At 49.6% G+C, this 14479-nt stretch carries 15 protein-coding genes; 6 read left to right on the top strand and 9 right to left on the bottom strand.

The annotated features are described in order from the left end of the window. Positions 1 to 31: 31 nt before the first annotated feature. The 5 genes from asnB to skT53_RS07165 form a co-directional block, all read right to left on the bottom strand. Complete coding sequence (gene asnB, locus skT53_RS07185) at positions 32 to 1876, bottom strand: asparagine synthase (glutamine-hydrolyzing) (RefSeq protein WP_200760424.1); 1845 nt, start codon at positions 1874 to 1876, stop codon at positions 32 to 34. A 110-nt stretch (positions 1877 to 1986) separates the two neighbouring features. Continuing rightward, positions 1987 to 3699 carry a methyl-accepting chemotaxis protein gene (locus skT53_RS07180; RefSeq protein WP_200760423.1) on the bottom strand — a complete coding sequence of 571 codons (1713 nt, stop codon included), beginning with the start codon at positions 3697 to 3699 and terminating at the stop codon, positions 1987 to 1989. Positions 3700 to 3856: 157 nt separating this feature from the next. Then, a complete protein-coding gene (locus skT53_RS07175) occupies positions 3857 to 4201 on the bottom strand; it encodes a DMT family transporter (RefSeq protein WP_200760910.1) in 345 nt (114 codons plus the stop codon). Next, on the bottom strand, positions 4201 to 4629 hold the full coding sequence (locus skT53_RS07170) for a DUF2304 domain-containing protein (protein WP_200760422.1): 429 nt from the start codon (positions 4627 to 4629) through the stop codon (positions 4201 to 4203). Before skT53_RS07170 ends, skT53_RS07175 begins: the two co-directional genes overlap by 1 nt. Continuing rightward, entirely contained in the window at positions 4626 to 5342 is a 717-nt protein-coding gene (locus tag skT53_RS07165; protein ID WP_226375366.1) for a glycosyltransferase family 2 protein, read from the bottom strand. The genes skT53_RS07170 and skT53_RS07165 overlap by 4 nt, the downstream gene beginning before the upstream one ends. 167 nt (positions 5343 to 5509) lie before the next feature. On the opposite strand from skT53_RS07165, the gene skT53_RS07160 reads away from it, so the two are divergent. After that, positions 5510 to 5740 carry a hypothetical protein gene (locus tag skT53_RS07160; RefSeq protein WP_200760420.1) on the top strand — a complete coding sequence of 77 codons (231 nt, stop codon included), beginning with the start codon at positions 5510 to 5512 and terminating at the stop codon, positions 5738 to 5740. 13 nt (positions 5741 to 5753) lie between these two features. Here the strand turns inward: skT53_RS07160 and skT53_RS07155 are convergent, their stop codons facing one another. Then, entirely contained in the window at positions 5754 to 6659 is a 906-nt protein-coding gene (locus skT53_RS07155; protein ID WP_200760419.1) for an RluA family pseudouridine synthase, read from the bottom strand. Between the two features lie 160 nt (positions 6660 to 6819). Here skT53_RS07155 and skT53_RS07150 point away from each other — a divergent pair, with 160 nt between their 5' ends. After that, complete coding sequence (locus tag skT53_RS07150) at positions 6820 to 7644, top strand: ParB N-terminal domain-containing protein (RefSeq protein WP_200760418.1); 825 nt, start codon at positions 6820 to 6822, stop codon at positions 7642 to 7644. Positions 7645 to 7698: 54 nt separating this feature from the next. Here the strand turns inward: skT53_RS07150 and skT53_RS07145 are convergent, their stop codons facing one another. Further along, positions 7699 to 8952, bottom strand: a complete 1254-nt coding sequence (locus skT53_RS07145) for a cation:proton antiporter (protein WP_200760417.1) — start codon at positions 8950 to 8952, stop codon at positions 7699 to 7701. A gap of 221 nt (positions 8953 to 9173) precedes the next feature. On the opposite strand from skT53_RS07145, the gene skT53_RS07135 reads away from it, so the two are divergent. From skT53_RS07135 to skT53_RS07120, 4 genes are all read left to right on the top strand, one after another. After that, positions 9174 to 9674 (top strand): peroxiredoxin, encoded by a 501-nt coding sequence (locus skT53_RS07135; RefSeq protein WP_226375365.1) that lies wholly within the window; start codon positions 9174 to 9176, stop codon positions 9672 to 9674. A 193-nt stretch (positions 9675 to 9867) separates the two neighbouring features. Continuing rightward, positions 9868 to 10293, top strand: a complete 426-nt coding sequence (locus tag skT53_RS07130; RefSeq protein WP_200760414.1) for a glycine/sarcosine/betaine reductase selenoprotein B family protein — start codon at positions 9868 to 9870, stop codon at positions 10291 to 10293. 18 nt (positions 10294 to 10311) lie between these two features. Beyond that, on the top strand, positions 10312 to 10560 hold the full coding sequence (locus skT53_RS07125) for a hypothetical protein (protein ID WP_200761062.1): 249 nt from the start codon (positions 10312 to 10314) through the stop codon (positions 10558 to 10560). Between the two features lie 184 nt (positions 10561 to 10744). After that, positions 10745 to 12022: a dicarboxylate/amino acid:cation symporter gene (locus skT53_RS07120; protein ID WP_200760413.1), complete on the top strand. Its 1278-nt coding sequence runs from the start codon at positions 10745 to 10747 to the stop codon at positions 12020 to 12022. A 93-nt stretch (positions 12023 to 12115) separates the two neighbouring features. Here skT53_RS07120 and skT53_RS07115 read toward each other — a convergent pair whose 3' ends face one another. Beyond that, the gene (locus skT53_RS07115; RefSeq protein ID WP_200760412.1) at positions 12116 to 12829 is read right to left on the bottom strand and encodes a response regulator; all 714 of its coding nucleotides are present in this window, start codon (positions 12827 to 12829) and stop codon (positions 12116 to 12118) included. Continuing rightward, positions 12826 to 14445, bottom strand: a complete 1620-nt coding sequence (locus skT53_RS07110; RefSeq protein WP_200760411.1) for an ATP-binding protein — start codon at positions 14443 to 14445, stop codon at positions 12826 to 12828. Before skT53_RS07110 ends, skT53_RS07115 begins: the two co-directional genes overlap by 4 nt. Positions 14446 to 14479: the final 34 nt, after the last annotated feature.

The raw sequence follows: 14479 nt of genomic DNA, 5'->3' as shown, positions 1-14479 counted from the left end.
GCGACTGCCATCTGCATGTGTGCCTTTTGTTTTATACTACCCGCACGTGGTACGTCCGCATCCAGGTATCCACTTGCGCCAGATAGGCGTACATCTGTGGAACGCTCATCAACTGGCCGTACCACGGCAGGTGGGTCGTATCCGCATCCGAGCAGATCAGAGTACGAACCGCTTTTTCATCGATCAGTTGCAGCAGCGGAGAGGACGCATCGTTCAAAATCTCAATCAGCCACTCCCGCACCGCTCTTGTGTAAGCGGGGTGATGCGTTTTCGGATAGGGGCTTTTCTTCCGGTACAACACATCATCTGGCAAAATCCCGTCAAACGCCTGCCGCAAAATTCCCTTCTCACGGTTGTCGGCCATTTTGATGTGCCAGGGAATGTTCCACACGTATTCGACCAACCGGTGATCGCAAAACGGTACCCGGCCTTCCAGACTGGCCGCCATGGTCATCCGGTCTTTCCGGTCAAGCAGTTGCGCCATAAACCAATAGATATTCAAATAGAACATCTCGCGGCGGCGCGCTTCAAACGGATCTTCGCTCGGCAGGCGGGGAACTTCTGCCAATGTTTCTTCATAGCGTCTGGCCACATACGCTTCCGGCTGCATGAGATTGACAATTTCCGGGTTCAACAACTGCGCCCGTTCCGTTGTTTTCCGCAGCCAGGGGAACGTATTGCCGTTCATGTCCTCTTCTCGGTGGAACCAGGGATATCCGCCAAACAGTTCATCGGCGCATTCGCCCGACAGGACCACCGTCGTTTCTTTCTTGATTTCGCGGGCAAACAGATAAAGAGAAGAGTCAACGTCCACCTGTCCCGGCAAATCGCGTGCCAGCACGGCTGTCCGCAAGGCATCAACCAGCTCGGGTGTATCGATCACAATCGAGTGGTGCTTCGTTCCGAAGTACTCGCTCACGCGCTTGATAAACGGCGCATCCGCATTCGGCTGAAACGCATGTGCTTTAAAATATTTGTCATTGTCCACATAGTCGATGCTGTACGTATCGAGTGGGCCGCGTTTCTTCTTTTTATACGCAAGTGCTGCCACGGCGGTGATGATGCTGGAATCCAACCCGCCGGACAAAAGGGTGCCGAGCGGCACGTCAGACACCAGTTGGCGTTCAATCGCATCGGTTAACAGTTCACGCAATTTTGCCGCTGTCGTATCGAGGTCGTCTTCATGCGGCCAGCTTTCCAACCGCCAATAGGTATGCGACCTCGACCCGTTTGAATCGACCGTCATGCAGGTTCCCGGACGAAGTTCCCGAATTCCCTTGAACACTCCGTGTCCGGGCGTGCGGGACGGCCCCAACGCAAAAATTTCCCCCAATCCTTCCGCGTCAATCAGCGGTTCCACCAACGGATTGGCGAGCAGCGCCTTCAACTCGGAAGCAAACAGAAAACTTTCGCCGCGTTCCGTGTAAAAAAGCGGTTTGACGCCCAGCCGGTCGCGCGCCAGAAAAAGCCGCCGCACCGGTTCGTTCCAGATCGCAAACGCAAAAATCCCGTTCAGTTTCTCCACGCAGGCGGGTCCCCACTCGATAAAGGAAGTCAGAAGCACTTCCGTATCGGAATGAGAGCGGAACGTATGCCCCCGTTCCAATAACTCTTTCCGCAGATCTTCTGTATTGTACAGTTCTCCGTTATATACGATCACATACGTGTTGTCTCCGCGTTCGCGGATCATCGGCTGCGCGCCTCCGACCGGATCCACAACGGTCAATCGGCGGTGGCCGAACGCAGCGTTGGGCGACAACCAGACGGCGGATGCATCCGGGCCGCGGTAACGCAATGTTTCTGTCATCGATTCCAAGACGGCCCGCTGTTGTGTCAAATCCTGCTGCCAGTCGATCCATCCTGTGATCCCACACATGGTATGTCGTTCACCTCTCCTAATCGAAATAAGTAAAAAGCCACATGATTCTGACCCGCTGGGTCAAAGTCATGTGGCATTGTATGCCGTCAGATAGGCAAATGTCACGGTCAGATTTTAAATTTTTCCACCGTCCGTTGCAGGCTTTCCGCCATTTGGGCGAGAGAGGAGGCGGATGAGGTCATTTCCTCCATAGAAGCCAACTGCTCTTCCGCCGAAGCAGAGATGGTCTGAGAACCTGCGGCAGCTTCCTCGGTTGTCTTTGCAAAACCGGCAATCGTTCGGACCAACTGATCGGTTCCGGCCGACATTTGTTGGGAAGCGGCGGAAACTTCCTGCACCTGGGTTGTGACCTGTGTAATCGATTGCTGAATCTGTTCAAAAGTGCGTCCGGCAGTATTCACATAGTCGATGCCAACAGCCACTTCTTCCGTGTTGGTTTCCATGGTCTGTACGGCTTTTCCGGTTTCGTCCTGAATCCCTTTGATCAATTGGGTAATCTGCTGCGCCGATTGGGAAGACTGCTCGGCCAGCTTGCGGACTTCATCGGCGACAACCGCGAAGCCGCGTCCCTGGTCACCTGCCCGAGCTGCTTCGATGGCAGCGTTTAAAGCGAGCAAATTCGTTTGTTCCGCAATATCGGTGATCACCTGCACGATTTGCCCAATCTCCTGCGAACGGTGACCAAGCCCTTTGACGATATCGGCCAAGTCATTGACCGTGTTGCTGATCAAGTTCATCTGTTGGACAGACGTTTGTACCGCTTTATTGCCTTCCAAAGCCAGATTGGATGTGTGCAGAGAGGTTTGTGCCACGTTCTGCGCATGATCGGCGATTTGCCGAATGCCAACCGATATTTCATCGACCACCTGTTTCGACTCTTGTACGGCATGAAGCCTCTGTTCGGAGCCGGCTGCCATTTCTTCTATTGTGGAAGCGATCAGTTCTGTCGCGCGTCCGGTCTGTTCGGAAGTGGCTGACAATTCTTCTGAGGCGGCCGCCACCTGTTCCGATGTTTCTTTGACCTGACGGATCAAATTTTTCAGATTGCGCACCATCTGGTTCACAGACTGTGCGAGTTGACCGATCTCATCTTGCGAGCTGTTGTCGATCTCTTCCACACGCAGGTCGCCTTCTGCCACACGGTTGGTAATCTCCGTTACCTGCGCGAGCGGTTTGCTGATCATACGGGCAATCAGGTAGCCGATGCCAATTGCCAGCACAATCCCGATTACAATCACTCCAGACAATAGGGTAACCGCTGTCAGCTCAGCTTTCTGGCTCTGCGCGTTCTGGTCTTGCGCTTTTTTGGCATTGTAATTGGCCAACTCTTCCAAACCATTGTTTACTTGAGTGACCGAATTGGCGGATGTTTTGTACATCGCATACGCTTCATCGCGATAACCGCTTACGGCCGCATCCAGGAACATTTCTCGCTGGCCCCGGTAAGCTTCCAGATCGATTTTTAAATTTGCCAGCTTTGACTTTTCAAAATCGTCCAAACCCGTTTTTTCATAATTGGCAATTTCCAAGTTAAACGCTTTCGCCTGGCTGTTCAAATCGTTTCGAATTTTTACTTGTTCGGCTGTGTCTTTCGTAAGCATGATTTCCAATACAAGTGCTTCGCTTGCTTTCGAGTAGGCTCGTGCTGCGTTCAAATACTGAATGGGCAGCAGATTGTCGGAAAACATCGACTCGATCCGGTTGTTGGCCTGTTTCAAATACACATACCCGGTGCCGCCCACCGCTCCCATAAATACAGCCGTTATAAGCACCAATAAAATAATCTTTGCCGAGGTCTTCACATTCTTGATCCACTGCATCTGCTGCCCCGCCCCTTTGTGTCTGTTTAAAAAATGGTTTTTTATTTTTTTCGACTTTTTGTCGGAAAATTCCTTTTAATTGACGAAGAAAATTGAAAAGTTTGCCAAAAAAACTCTGCCAGGTAGGCAGAGTTTGAAATCATTATACAGGGTACCGTTATTCCCAGGCGACCAAAATCACCCCGACCAGAATCACAAATACGCCAATCCAACGGATAAGAGGGACAGTCTCACCAAAATAAAAGACGGCGATAGCGACGCCCAGCGCGTAGGCGAGACTTTGCAGCGGATAGGCAATGCTAAACGGCATGCGGGACAGAATGACAAACCAGAGCCCGGTTGTTGCGACGTAAAGCAGAAGTCCGATGAGAATGGCAGGGGAGGCAGCCGCTTTCCACAGATTGTTTAAACTGACGCCGCCGATCCGTTCCAAGCCGATTTTGAAAAACACTTGTCCCAGTACGAGCAGCACAATATTGATGAATAGGTACAGGTAGTTCATCAAATCCCGGCAGTCCTTTCCCCGTTCGCATGCGCTGCGGTTTCCGGATGTATGGTGGATTGCTGTGTGGTGGTTTGCTGTATGGTCGATTGCGGTTGGTTTTCCTGTTCCGCTTTTAATACGGTCAGTTCTTGCGTCAGGCGCAGCACGCGGTCAGACAAACGCGAGATGACCACAGTCAGATGGAGAATCAGGGCAAAGCAGAAGATCAGCCCAAGCAGAAACAGGACGGCCGGGGCGTACTTGATATCAAGCATTCGGGCGGTCCATTCGAGCACTACTGTATTGGAAGAAACGACCAGCAGACCGATTCCAACCAGCAGCCAGAGCAGCGAATATTGTTCTTTCAACCGCTGGCGGCGCACCAGATCGAGCACGACCACGATAAAACCGACCGAAAACAATAAAGAAAACAGATAGACTGTCATGACAGTTCCCTTGCCTTTCGATGTCTCAGTACGTTCATGATGAGCGCAAGCGCCACTTTTACGATGTAATAGACCGATTTAAAAGGTGTGATGGACGAAACGCCGGCCTGACGCTGATGCATTTCGGTAGGTACTTCCAGCAGCGAGTATCCGTGCCGTTTTAAAAATACGATCACTTCCACTTCCGGATAATCTGTCGGATACGAGCGGCTGAACAGATCGATCAGGTTTTTGTTGACAACCCGGTAACCGCTGGTCGTGTCTTTTACCTCCTGGCCGGTCAGCAAAAACACCAGTTTGGAAAAGAAGATCATTCCCACCCGCCGCATGGCAGAGGATTTATAAGAGGTTTTGGCAATATAACGGGAACCGAGAATCATGTCGGCTTCCCCGTTTTTGGCGTGTTGAAGCAGCCGCGGCAAATCTGCCGGATCATGCTGACCGTCAGCATCAATCTGGACCGCATAGCGATACCCTTTTTCATGCGCATACAGATAACCGGTTTGCATGCCGCCTCCGATGCCTACATTAAAAGGAAGATTTAACACGATGGCGCCTGCTTGTCCGGCGACCTGGGCTGTGTTGTCTGTCGAACCGTCATTGACCACTACAATATCGGCGTCCGGCGTGTAGCGGAGAATGGAACGAATGACCTGTGCAATACTTTTCTCTTCGTTATATGCGGGTATGATGATAAGCGTGTCTCGATTCACGCCGATAACTCCCTTCCAACCGTTCATGCCTTATAAGCGTATCATGATTTGTATTAAATTTCAAAAAACCGGTCTAAAGAAAGAAGCCGGGAAGAATGAAAAAGAAGCGGCAAACTCATACTGAGAAGAAAATGGAAATGCGTTTTAAAGGAGGAAATCGGTTTTAGATGAATAAAGTCACTGTGTTTGTCAATGAAAAAGCGGTCACGCTGCCGTTTAACCAGCGGGTCAGTCACGCCATCCGCGCGTACTTGGCCCGCCGTGATCCCGATCTTGTCAAACTGGTCGAACGGGATCAGTTGTATGCGGTCGATCCGACAGGGCATCAACTGGAAGCGGACAATTCGCTTGTGGAAGGGATGCGGATTTTTGTAAGAAAGAAAAGTTTTCCGGAATGAAAGGAAAAATGGGTCAAGTTTCTTGCATCCGTTGTATCGCAGCCTGCATATCTTCCGGCAAAGATGCGCAAAACGCCATGTTCTCTCCGGTCATCGGGTGAACGAAGGAAATGTCCGAGGCGTGCAGCGCTTGCCTGCGGATCAACGGGGATGGCCGCCCGTATTGGCGATCTCCCAGTACCGGGTGGCCATAATGAGCCAAGTGCACCCGTATCTGATGCGTTCGCCCTGTTTCCAACTGCAATCGCAGCAAACTTACTGTCCCGAAACGCTCTACCACTTGAAAATGGGTGACCGCCGGATCGCCGTCCGGCCGTACCTTGCGTTTTGCCGGGTTATTCGGATCTTTTCCGATCGGGAACTGTAAAGTGCCGGTTTCCTCCTGAAAGTCTCCTTCCGCTAATGCCAGATAGACCCGCTTCAATTCCCGCTGGCGCAATTGCCGATCCAAATGCTGATGTGCGAAAGCGGATTTTCCAACGAGAAGAATGCCGGACGTATCGCGGTCCAAGCGATGCACAGGACGCACCGGAATCCTGATTCCATGTTGTTGCCAATGCCATGCAATGCCGTTAGCCAAAGTGCCGGTTTGTCCCGGTTGAACGGGATGTACATTGATTCCCGCCGGTTTATTGACGACCAACAGATGTTCATCTTCAAATAAAATGTCAAATGGAATTTCCTGCGGCACAATGGTTTGCCGGTTGCCGGATTCGGCTGCCACTTTTACAAAGTGTCCTTTTTTCACCTGCCGTTTTAAAAAAGTCGGTTTGCCGTTATACAATATCCCCTTGCTGCGAGTCAGTTTTTGAATCATGCGGCGGGAAATTTGCATCGGTCCTGTCAGCACGTCTTGCAGGGTGGCACCTTCCCAATCGTCCGGAATTGTATATTCAATCCAGGAATTTTTTGGTTTCATGCTTACGTCACGCCCTTCGGGTAGACTTCAAACGCATCCTGTCACAGCCGATAGTATCACAAAAAATGACGCAGTGGATGCATATTCAAAATGGATAGACAAAAAACAAAAAAAAATTTATAGTGAAATTAAAATTATACAGGAAATGGGGGGAGTGGCTTTGGAGTTCGTAACCATCCACGAATTGGCCAAGTTGTCGGGGGTATCAACGGCCACCATCCGGTTGGATATCAAAGCGGGAAAGATTCCAATTGCCACCATGGGAAGCAGGGGGCGCGGCAATCCGACTCGCATACGAATTTCCGATCTGGAACGTACGGACCGGATTCAGTACCAGCAATTGGCACGGAAAAAACTGTCAAATCTGGAAACCGAAAATGGAAATGTGGAACCCGTCCGTTTCACGGTCAACGAATTGGCGTTGCGGACAGGGTTATCCGCACAGGTCATTCGGAAGGATATTCTGGACGGAAAACTGCATGCCGAAGGGGGTGGCAGGCGGGGCAGCCCCTATATGATTTTTCATGAACATTTACTGCAGGCCGCGCGACCGGAATATCGCCGGGTGGCCGCACACGGCGCCAGGGAAGCCGCAACCTTGCCAGAGGAGTGGCAGAGTCAGATCGTCAAGTTGCAACAAGAAATTCAACAGTTAAAAGAGCGGATCAGTTTTTTGGAGCAGCGAATTCGGACAACGGAGCAGCCAGACACGGAACCCTCGCTTCAGAAAAACAGTTTGCCAATTGTTGAGGTTCCGCTGCATGAGATTTCGTTGCCTGCGGTGTTTGAAAATTATTACATCAGCGAGGAAAAAATTAAGGAACTAAAGCACAAGATCGAAAAAGGGGTTGTCATAGAGCCGGTTCACATTCGCAAGATGGAGAACGGCAGCTATCTGTTGCGGCGCGGAATTGCCCAGTTTCATGTGGCTCAGGAATTGGGGCTGGTTACATTGCCTGCCCATTTGGAAATTATGGATGAATAAATCAGGTCCCTCCGATTGGAAGGACCATTTTTCTTGAATGGGAAACAATTGTGGTCAAGACCGGTCGGATTCGGCTGAAGGGGGGACGGTAACCCCGAGTTTCTTTGCCACCCAACCGGTTGTGCTTGCTTGCAGGACTACAGTGATCAAAATCGTCAGGAAGGTGACGGAAGCGATCACATCCATGTGGGCAATTCCGGTTCCGGATATGATGCCTAACAGTGCAGCCGGGATCACTCCGGTTTCCCTCACCCAGAACATAAAAGCGATTTCGTTCCATTTCCACTTTGCCTTCCGGTCCGGCAGCGTACTGGACAATACCGTGATCGGGCGGGCGATCAGCATAAACACGGCGACAACGGCCAAACCGGGCAGCAGGAAGGAGGTTAGGCTGGCGAAGTTGACTTGCGTCCCCAGCAATACAAAAATCAGCATTCGCATCATCAGGGTAATTCCTTCGTAAAAATGCCCCACAGCTTCCAATTTCACATCACTGACCGGCAAACGGAATGAATGATGATTGCCGAGTATCACTCCCGCAATAAAGGTAGCCATAAATCCGGAAAAATGCAGTTGATCGGCAATTACATAAGAAGCGACAGCGGCAGTCGTGTAGGCAACTGCCGGATAATCGCGAAACAACCCGAATTTTTTCTCAGACATGAGAACAGCTGTAATCCATCCCATTACTAAACCAATCCCTACACCGCCTAATGACATGCTGACAAATTCAAGAATGGTGCCCGACAGGGAAAAGGTAGTGGTTCCCAGAGCAAGTCCGAGCACTGTGAATGTGAGAATCGATCCGGTTGCGTCATTAAATGCGCTTTCGCTTTCCACCGTTTGTTTGACCCGTTCGTCAATCCTGATCTGCCGAAAGACAGGGATAAGGGTGGCGGGGTCGGTCGAAGCGATAATGGAAGCTAACAGTAAGGCATAAATCATGGGCAGATGCAACAAATAAATAGCCGCGAACGCGGTGATAAACGCCGTGATTATGACACCGGGTACAGAAAGCAGCAGAATGGTGGGCCACACCTGACGCAAAATTTGAAAACTGATGCTGCGTCCGCCGTCAAACAAAATCAAACAGGCTCCCAGGATCATAATGAATTGATTGACCGCAGACGAAGCGGGCAAATCGATCAGGTGAAGGACGGGTCCGGCCAGGATGCCTGCCAAAATAAAGATTGCCACATCCGGCACCCGCAAGTAATGGGCGAATTTGCCGGCAAACATGCCAAAGATAAAAACGATGACCAGTAACCAAAAAATGCTATGTATGATGTCTCCGGCTGCCGATTCCATGCTCGTATAATCCTCCATTTTTGAAAAATTGTATTATTCTTCAACTTATCATGGCTTAAAAGTTCGACTTTGTCCAGTTTGTCTGCCTGCGACGTTTTCCAGTTTTCCACTTTTGAATTATAACAAAAAAATAGTTTCTCCACGTTGAGCTTTTCGGAAACTTGGTATAAAATAACTGTAGGATCAAAACCCTACATAAAAACATTGGAGGAGGGATTTCAATGCCAAAAGGTGCTACACAAACCAAGACGCTAAAAGTCGGTGACAAAGCTCCGGATTTTACGTTGAAGGCACATGGTAACCGGACCGTTACACTGTCTGATTATCTCGGCAAGAAAAACGTATTCATCGCGTTCTATCCCCTCGATTGGACGCCTGTCTGAGGTGCTCAGATGCCTTCGTACGAAGACGATCTGTCTAAGTTCGAAGAGTATGATACCCAAGTTTTGGGTATTTCGGTTGACAGTATTCCGAGCCATGAGGCTTGGCAAAAATCGATCGGCGGTATCAGCTATCCGCTGTGCTCCGATTTCTACCCGCATGGGGAAGTAGCGAATAAATTTGGCGTATTGCGTGAAGATCCGAATGCTCCGGCTTACGGTGCGACTGAGCGTGCGCTGTTCATCATTGACAAACAAGGTGTTGTTCGGTTTATCGATGTACATCCGATCGGTGAGCAACCGGATAATGAAGAATTGTTTGAGATTCTGCGCAAACTGTAAAACAGAAGAACAAAGAAGAGCATGTGCCTCGCATATGCTCTTTTAACAGCTTAGAAAGTATAAAAATGTGATATTCCATCACCATTTTTATACTTTCGGCTGTAGAAAAAGGCTTCCTCTATTAGACGCTGTTTCTTCTTGAATATGCTTCGGTAGAAGCCTTTTTTAATACATAAGAAGGGGGAATCAACCAATGGAAATGTCGCGCAAAGCGATTCCCTATACGCCTAACACGCTTGCGCTAAAGGACATGACCATCATGATCGTGTCGACAGCAGGAGCTCACCTGAAAGATCAGGAGCCTTTTAACACGGAGGGAGACATCTCCTACCGTGTGATTCCGGGCGACGTGAAAGCGGAAGATTTTACCGTCACACACGGGGCTCCGAAAGAGCACTACAACACGGACGAACCCAAAAAAGACATCAACTGCATCTTTCCGATCGATCGCTTGCGTGAGTTGGCGGCGGAAGGATTTATCCAGGGAGTCGCGGAAAAACATATTTCCATGATGGGCTATTCGATGCGGCTTAACCAGATAAACACGGAGACGGCTCCGGCGATTGCGAAAGAAGTGACCCGTTCGAAAGCGGACGCTGTTATTCTGACCGCTGGTTGACCGCTCTGCCACCGTACCGTGGTCACGGTACAACGGGCTATTGAATCGCAGGGCATTCCAACCGTACTGGTTACGCTTGATACGGAACAGTCAGGACTGATGCGGCCGCCGCGTGCGATCCATCCGGAAGGCTTTGAATTTGGCCATTCGCTTGGCAAACCGTTCGACAAAGAAACGCAAACGGCTGTTGTGAAGGCTGCCTTGGCACAGTTGGAAAACAAGCAGGAGCCGGGGCAGATCCACACGATCCGATTTTCAACTTACTGATTTCTTTACGTACTCAGGACCCGATCTACCGGGTCCTTTTTTCTGTTCCGAAAAGGTCCGATTTCCGAGATTAAAAAGAACTAAAAGAACTTTAAATACAAAATATTTAACTGTCCTGTTAAATCTGTTTTACTAACTTGGTGAGCATTTTCGATGAAAGCGAATACAACAAGGGGGTTACAACATGAAGAAAAAGCGCCTGTCCCTTACCGTTCAAGTATTGATCGGTTTGGTGCTGGGTATTGCAGTCGGATTTCTCTGGCCGAAAGTCGGCACTCAGATGCAACCGATCGGCGACACGTTTATTAATATGATCAAAATGGTGATCGGTCCGATTGTGTTTGTTACGATTGTTGTCGGGATTGCCAATATGGGGGACATGAAAAAGGTAGGCCGAGTAGGCGGCAAAGCGATCCTCTATTTTGAGATTGTATCGACGATCGCGTTGGCCATCGGGCTATTCGTAGTTCACATTCTGAAACCGGGGGCCGGTCTGAATCTGGCATCGCTGGCGAAAGGGAATATCGACACCTACACGAAAGCGGCGGCGCAAACCGATTGGCTGCAATTTTTCCTGCATGTAGTGCCAAACAATGTGGTAGATGCGTTTGCAAAAGGGGATCTGCTGCAAATTCTGTTTTTCTCTGTCTTTTTTGGCGCGGGCTTATCGGCGCTCGGGGAAAAAGGGAAACCGCTGCTCATCGTTTTCGAAAAAATTTCCGATGTGTTGTTTAAAGTGGTCGGTTATGTGATGAAGGTTTCTCCGATTGGCGCTTTTGCGGCGATTTCCTTCACGATCGGGAAGTTTGGCATCGCGTCCTTAATCCCATTGGGCAAATTGATGATTTGCGTATATGCCACGATGATTCTGTTCGTTGTGGTCGTGCTCGGATCGATCGCGAAACTGTATGGTTTCAGCATTTTTAAATTTATCCGCTACATCAAGGATGAACTGTTGATCGTTCTGGGGACTTCCTCATCGGAATCGGTATTGCCTCGCATGATGGATAAGATGGAAAAATACGGCTGTTCGAAGCCTGTAGTAGGAATGGTGCTGCCAACCGGATATTCGTTTAATCTGGACGGCACCGCGATTTATTTGTCGGCAGCCGTGGTCTTTATTGCGCAAGTGTATAACGTCCATCTCAGTATTGGACAAATGTTGACGGTTATTGCCATTCTTATGCTCACTTCAAAAGGCGCCGCTGCTGTAACGGGAGGCGGATTTGTAACACTGGCCGCCACGCTTGCCGCTACGCATGTGGTACCGGTGGAAGGCCTGGCGCTCTTGTTAGGCGTTGATCGGTTCATGTCGGAAGCGCGCGCATTGGTAAACCTGGTCGGTAACGGTGTGGCAACTGTGGTAGTATCCAAAATGGAAAAAGAGTTTGACGAAAGCAAGATGATTGAGCAAAATCGTCTGCTCTCAGGCCGCAGCGAGCCTCAGGTGAAAGCTTCCTAAAGCCTTTCCAATCGATGATTTATAATCAAACACCCCTTAAAGCAGCTCACGCCGCAACGATGGCTTCCTGTGCTGCTCTAAGGGGTTTTTTTGTTACTCAAACGTTTGTTTATTTAACGAGGATGTTTGCATTTTATAAAGATTTACGGGCCGGCCAATCGAGCCATATTGAATATCAAGTTGAACACGCCCTTTTGTCTGCAGATATTCCAGATAACGGCGTACCGTCACTCTTGCCAGTCCGGTGCCTGCGGCTACATCTTCAGCCGAAAGAAATTCCGTTTGAGTCTGCAAGAACTGAATGATCTGCTGCAGAGTGTGGTCGTTTAATCCTTTCGGCAGGATTTTTGGAGGCGTATTCTTACTGTCTCTCCGCATCCCGATCAAAAGATCCAGGTCGCTCTGTTCCAACTGCTCTGTGCTGTTCAGTTTTTCAACAAGGGTTCGGTATTGTTCGAGCGCGGTTCGAAACCGTTCAAAGCGAAACGGTTTGAAAATATAATCGACCGCTCCCAATCGAAGAATTTGCTGTACATGCTCGGCCGAACGGTTGGCTGTCAGAAAGATGACGTCGAGCGAAAGTTCCTGCTGTCTGATTTCCTTAAGCAGAGAAAAGCCGTCCGTATCAGGCAGAAAATAATCAAGCAAGACGAGATCCGGTTGTATGTTTGTAATCAGTTGCAGAGCATCGGAGCCGTTACATGCTTTTCCTGCAAGCTCAAATCCGTCAATGCGGGAAACAAATTCCGAATTGACTTCCATAACCATCGGGTCATCTTCCACAATCACAAGTCGAATCGGTTTCATGTTTGTTTTTCCTCCATTTCCCAATCAGGTCCGGGAAGCACCACCACAAAGCGGGTTCCTTCACCGGGGCGGGATTCCAGCTGAATATCGCCGCCCAAGAAATCGATCAACTGCTTTACCAGATACAACCCGATTCCTTGGCCGCCCGAACCTTTCGTACTGAAACCGTAATCAAAAATTTTCGGCTGGATATCCGCTTCTATCCCGATCCCGTTGTCAGACACTTGAATTTCCAGCCCATCTTCGTTCCCTTCCAGGAACAGCTCCACCTGTTTATGCGGACGCGTGGATTTGGCTGCCGCATAGATCGCATTCTCCAATAAATTTCCCAACAGCATCAGCAAATCCGATTTTTCAAGATTGGCAGGTATAGTGGTCAGCGAAGACCGCTTGTCGAGCAGCAGATCAACACCCTGTTCTTTCGCGTGACTGATTTTTCCCATAATCAAGCCGGAAACGCTGAAATCTTTGATCCGTTCCGTCAGAAAATAGGTTTCCGCTTCTTTTTCCTGGTTAAAGCTTACAATCCGGTCGATCACTTCGTCATAGCGCTGCATTTGAATCAAACCGAGAATCGTGTGCAGTTTGTTCAGGTATTCATGATTTTGCGCACGCAGCGCGTCAATGAATTTCTGGACACCGGTCAGTTCCTGTGCCAGTTGATAGACTTCTGTACGATCCTGCAGCATGGACATGGCGCCGGTCGTCTTGCCGTTCACCTGAATCGGAAACCGGTTTACGAGCAGCACACTGTCCTGAATTTCCCTCAGTTGGTGGTATTGCGGAACACCATGGTGAAGGACTTCCGGCAGCCGACTGTCTTGAATCACTTCCTGAATCGGTTTGCCAATTACATCTTTTGAAACGCGCATCATTTTGGCCGCCTGTTGATTGAACACAGTGATCCGTTCCTCACTGTCGATGGCGATGATCCCCTCGGCGATCGACTCGATGACCGCTTCTCTTTCTTCAAATAAATGCGCAATATCATCCGGTTCCATGTTAAACATTTGCCGCTTGATCCGATTGGCTACCCAAACGGCCCCGATAATGGCCAATACAGTTCCCAGCAGGAGAGAAAAGTACAGGTCGGTATGATAATTCAGCAGCACTTCCAGAAAGGAGGGAACCAGGATCCCCACCACCACAACGCCAAGTTGTTTGGATCCGTCTTCGTCCATGACGGGAACAAACGACCGGATGGCATCCCCTTTCACACCGTGCGCTTCCGAAATATAAGATTGCTCGGTAAGGGCAGGGCCTTCGTCACCATCTTCAAACGGGGTGCCGATGCGATCTTCCAGAGGGTCTGAGTACCTGGTTTTGTTCATATCAAATACGACAACATACTCCACATCGGTTGCCAATCGAACCCGTTCCGCAATTGGCTGGATTTCCTGCCAGCCATTAGCCGTTTGCAAACCTTCCCGCAAACTGGGGGATTGTGCGAGTGTTTGCGCAATTGCCATCACTCGTTTGCCCAATTCGCGTTGATAAGTATCGGTCATTTTGTTAATGAGAATCAGATTTGCGCAGATGACGGACAGAAAGACCACCACCGACACGATCAATGCTGTTCTTGTCCGCACTGTAAGTTTGAATCGTCTGTTTGCCATTTTGCTGGTTTCTCCGGTTTTTCAAAGGTTAAGG

The sequence above is a fragment of the Effusibacillus dendaii genome (genome assembly GCF_015097055.1).
In the GTDB taxonomy this organism is placed as follows: Bacteria; Bacillota; Bacilli; order Tumebacillales; family Effusibacillaceae; genus Effusibacillus; species Effusibacillus dendaii.
Note: the sequence above shows the minus strand (reverse complement) of the source record. Positions and strands in the feature narration are given on the sequence as shown.

Bases quoted from the DNA above. Each gene is read 5' to 3' on its own strand.
- asnB (WP_200760424.1), bottom strand. From the start codon at position 1,876: ATGTGTGGGATCACAGGATGGATCGACTGGCAGCAGGATTTGACACAA.
- skT53_RS07180 (WP_200760423.1), bottom strand. From the start codon at position 3,699: ATGCAGTGGATCAAGAATGTGAAGACCTCGGCAAAGATTATTTTATTG.
- skT53_RS07175 (WP_200760910.1), bottom strand. From the start codon at position 4,201: ATGAACTACCTGTACCTATTCATCAATATTGTGCTGCTCGTACTGGGA.
- skT53_RS07170 (WP_200760422.1), bottom strand. From the start codon at position 4,629: ATGACAGTCTATCTGTTTTCTTTATTGTTTTCGGTCGGTTTTATCGTG.
- skT53_RS07160 (WP_200760420.1), top strand. From the start codon at position 5,510: ATGAATAAAGTCACTGTGTTTGTCAATGAAAAAGCGGTCACGCTGCCG.
- skT53_RS07155 (WP_200760419.1), bottom strand. From the start codon at position 6,659: ATGAAACCAAAAAATTCCTGGATTGAATATACAATTCCGGACGATTGG.
- skT53_RS07145 (WP_200760417.1), bottom strand. From the start codon at position 8,952: ATGGAATCGGCAGCCGGAGACATCATACATAGCATTTTTTGGTTACTG.
- skT53_RS07130 (WP_200760414.1), top strand. From the start codon at position 9,868: ATGGAAATGTCGCGCAAAGCGATTCCCTATACGCCTAACACGCTTGCG.
- skT53_RS07120 (WP_200760413.1), top strand. From the start codon at position 10,745: ATGAAGAAAAAGCGCCTGTCCCTTACCGTTCAAGTATTGATCGGTTTG.
- skT53_RS07115 (WP_200760412.1), bottom strand. From the start codon at position 12,829: ATGAAACCGATTCGACTTGTGATTGTGGAAGATGACCCGATGGTTATG.
- skT53_RS07110 (WP_200760411.1), bottom strand. From the start codon at position 14,445: ATGGCAAACAGACGATTCAAACTTACAGTGCGGACAAGAACAGCATTG.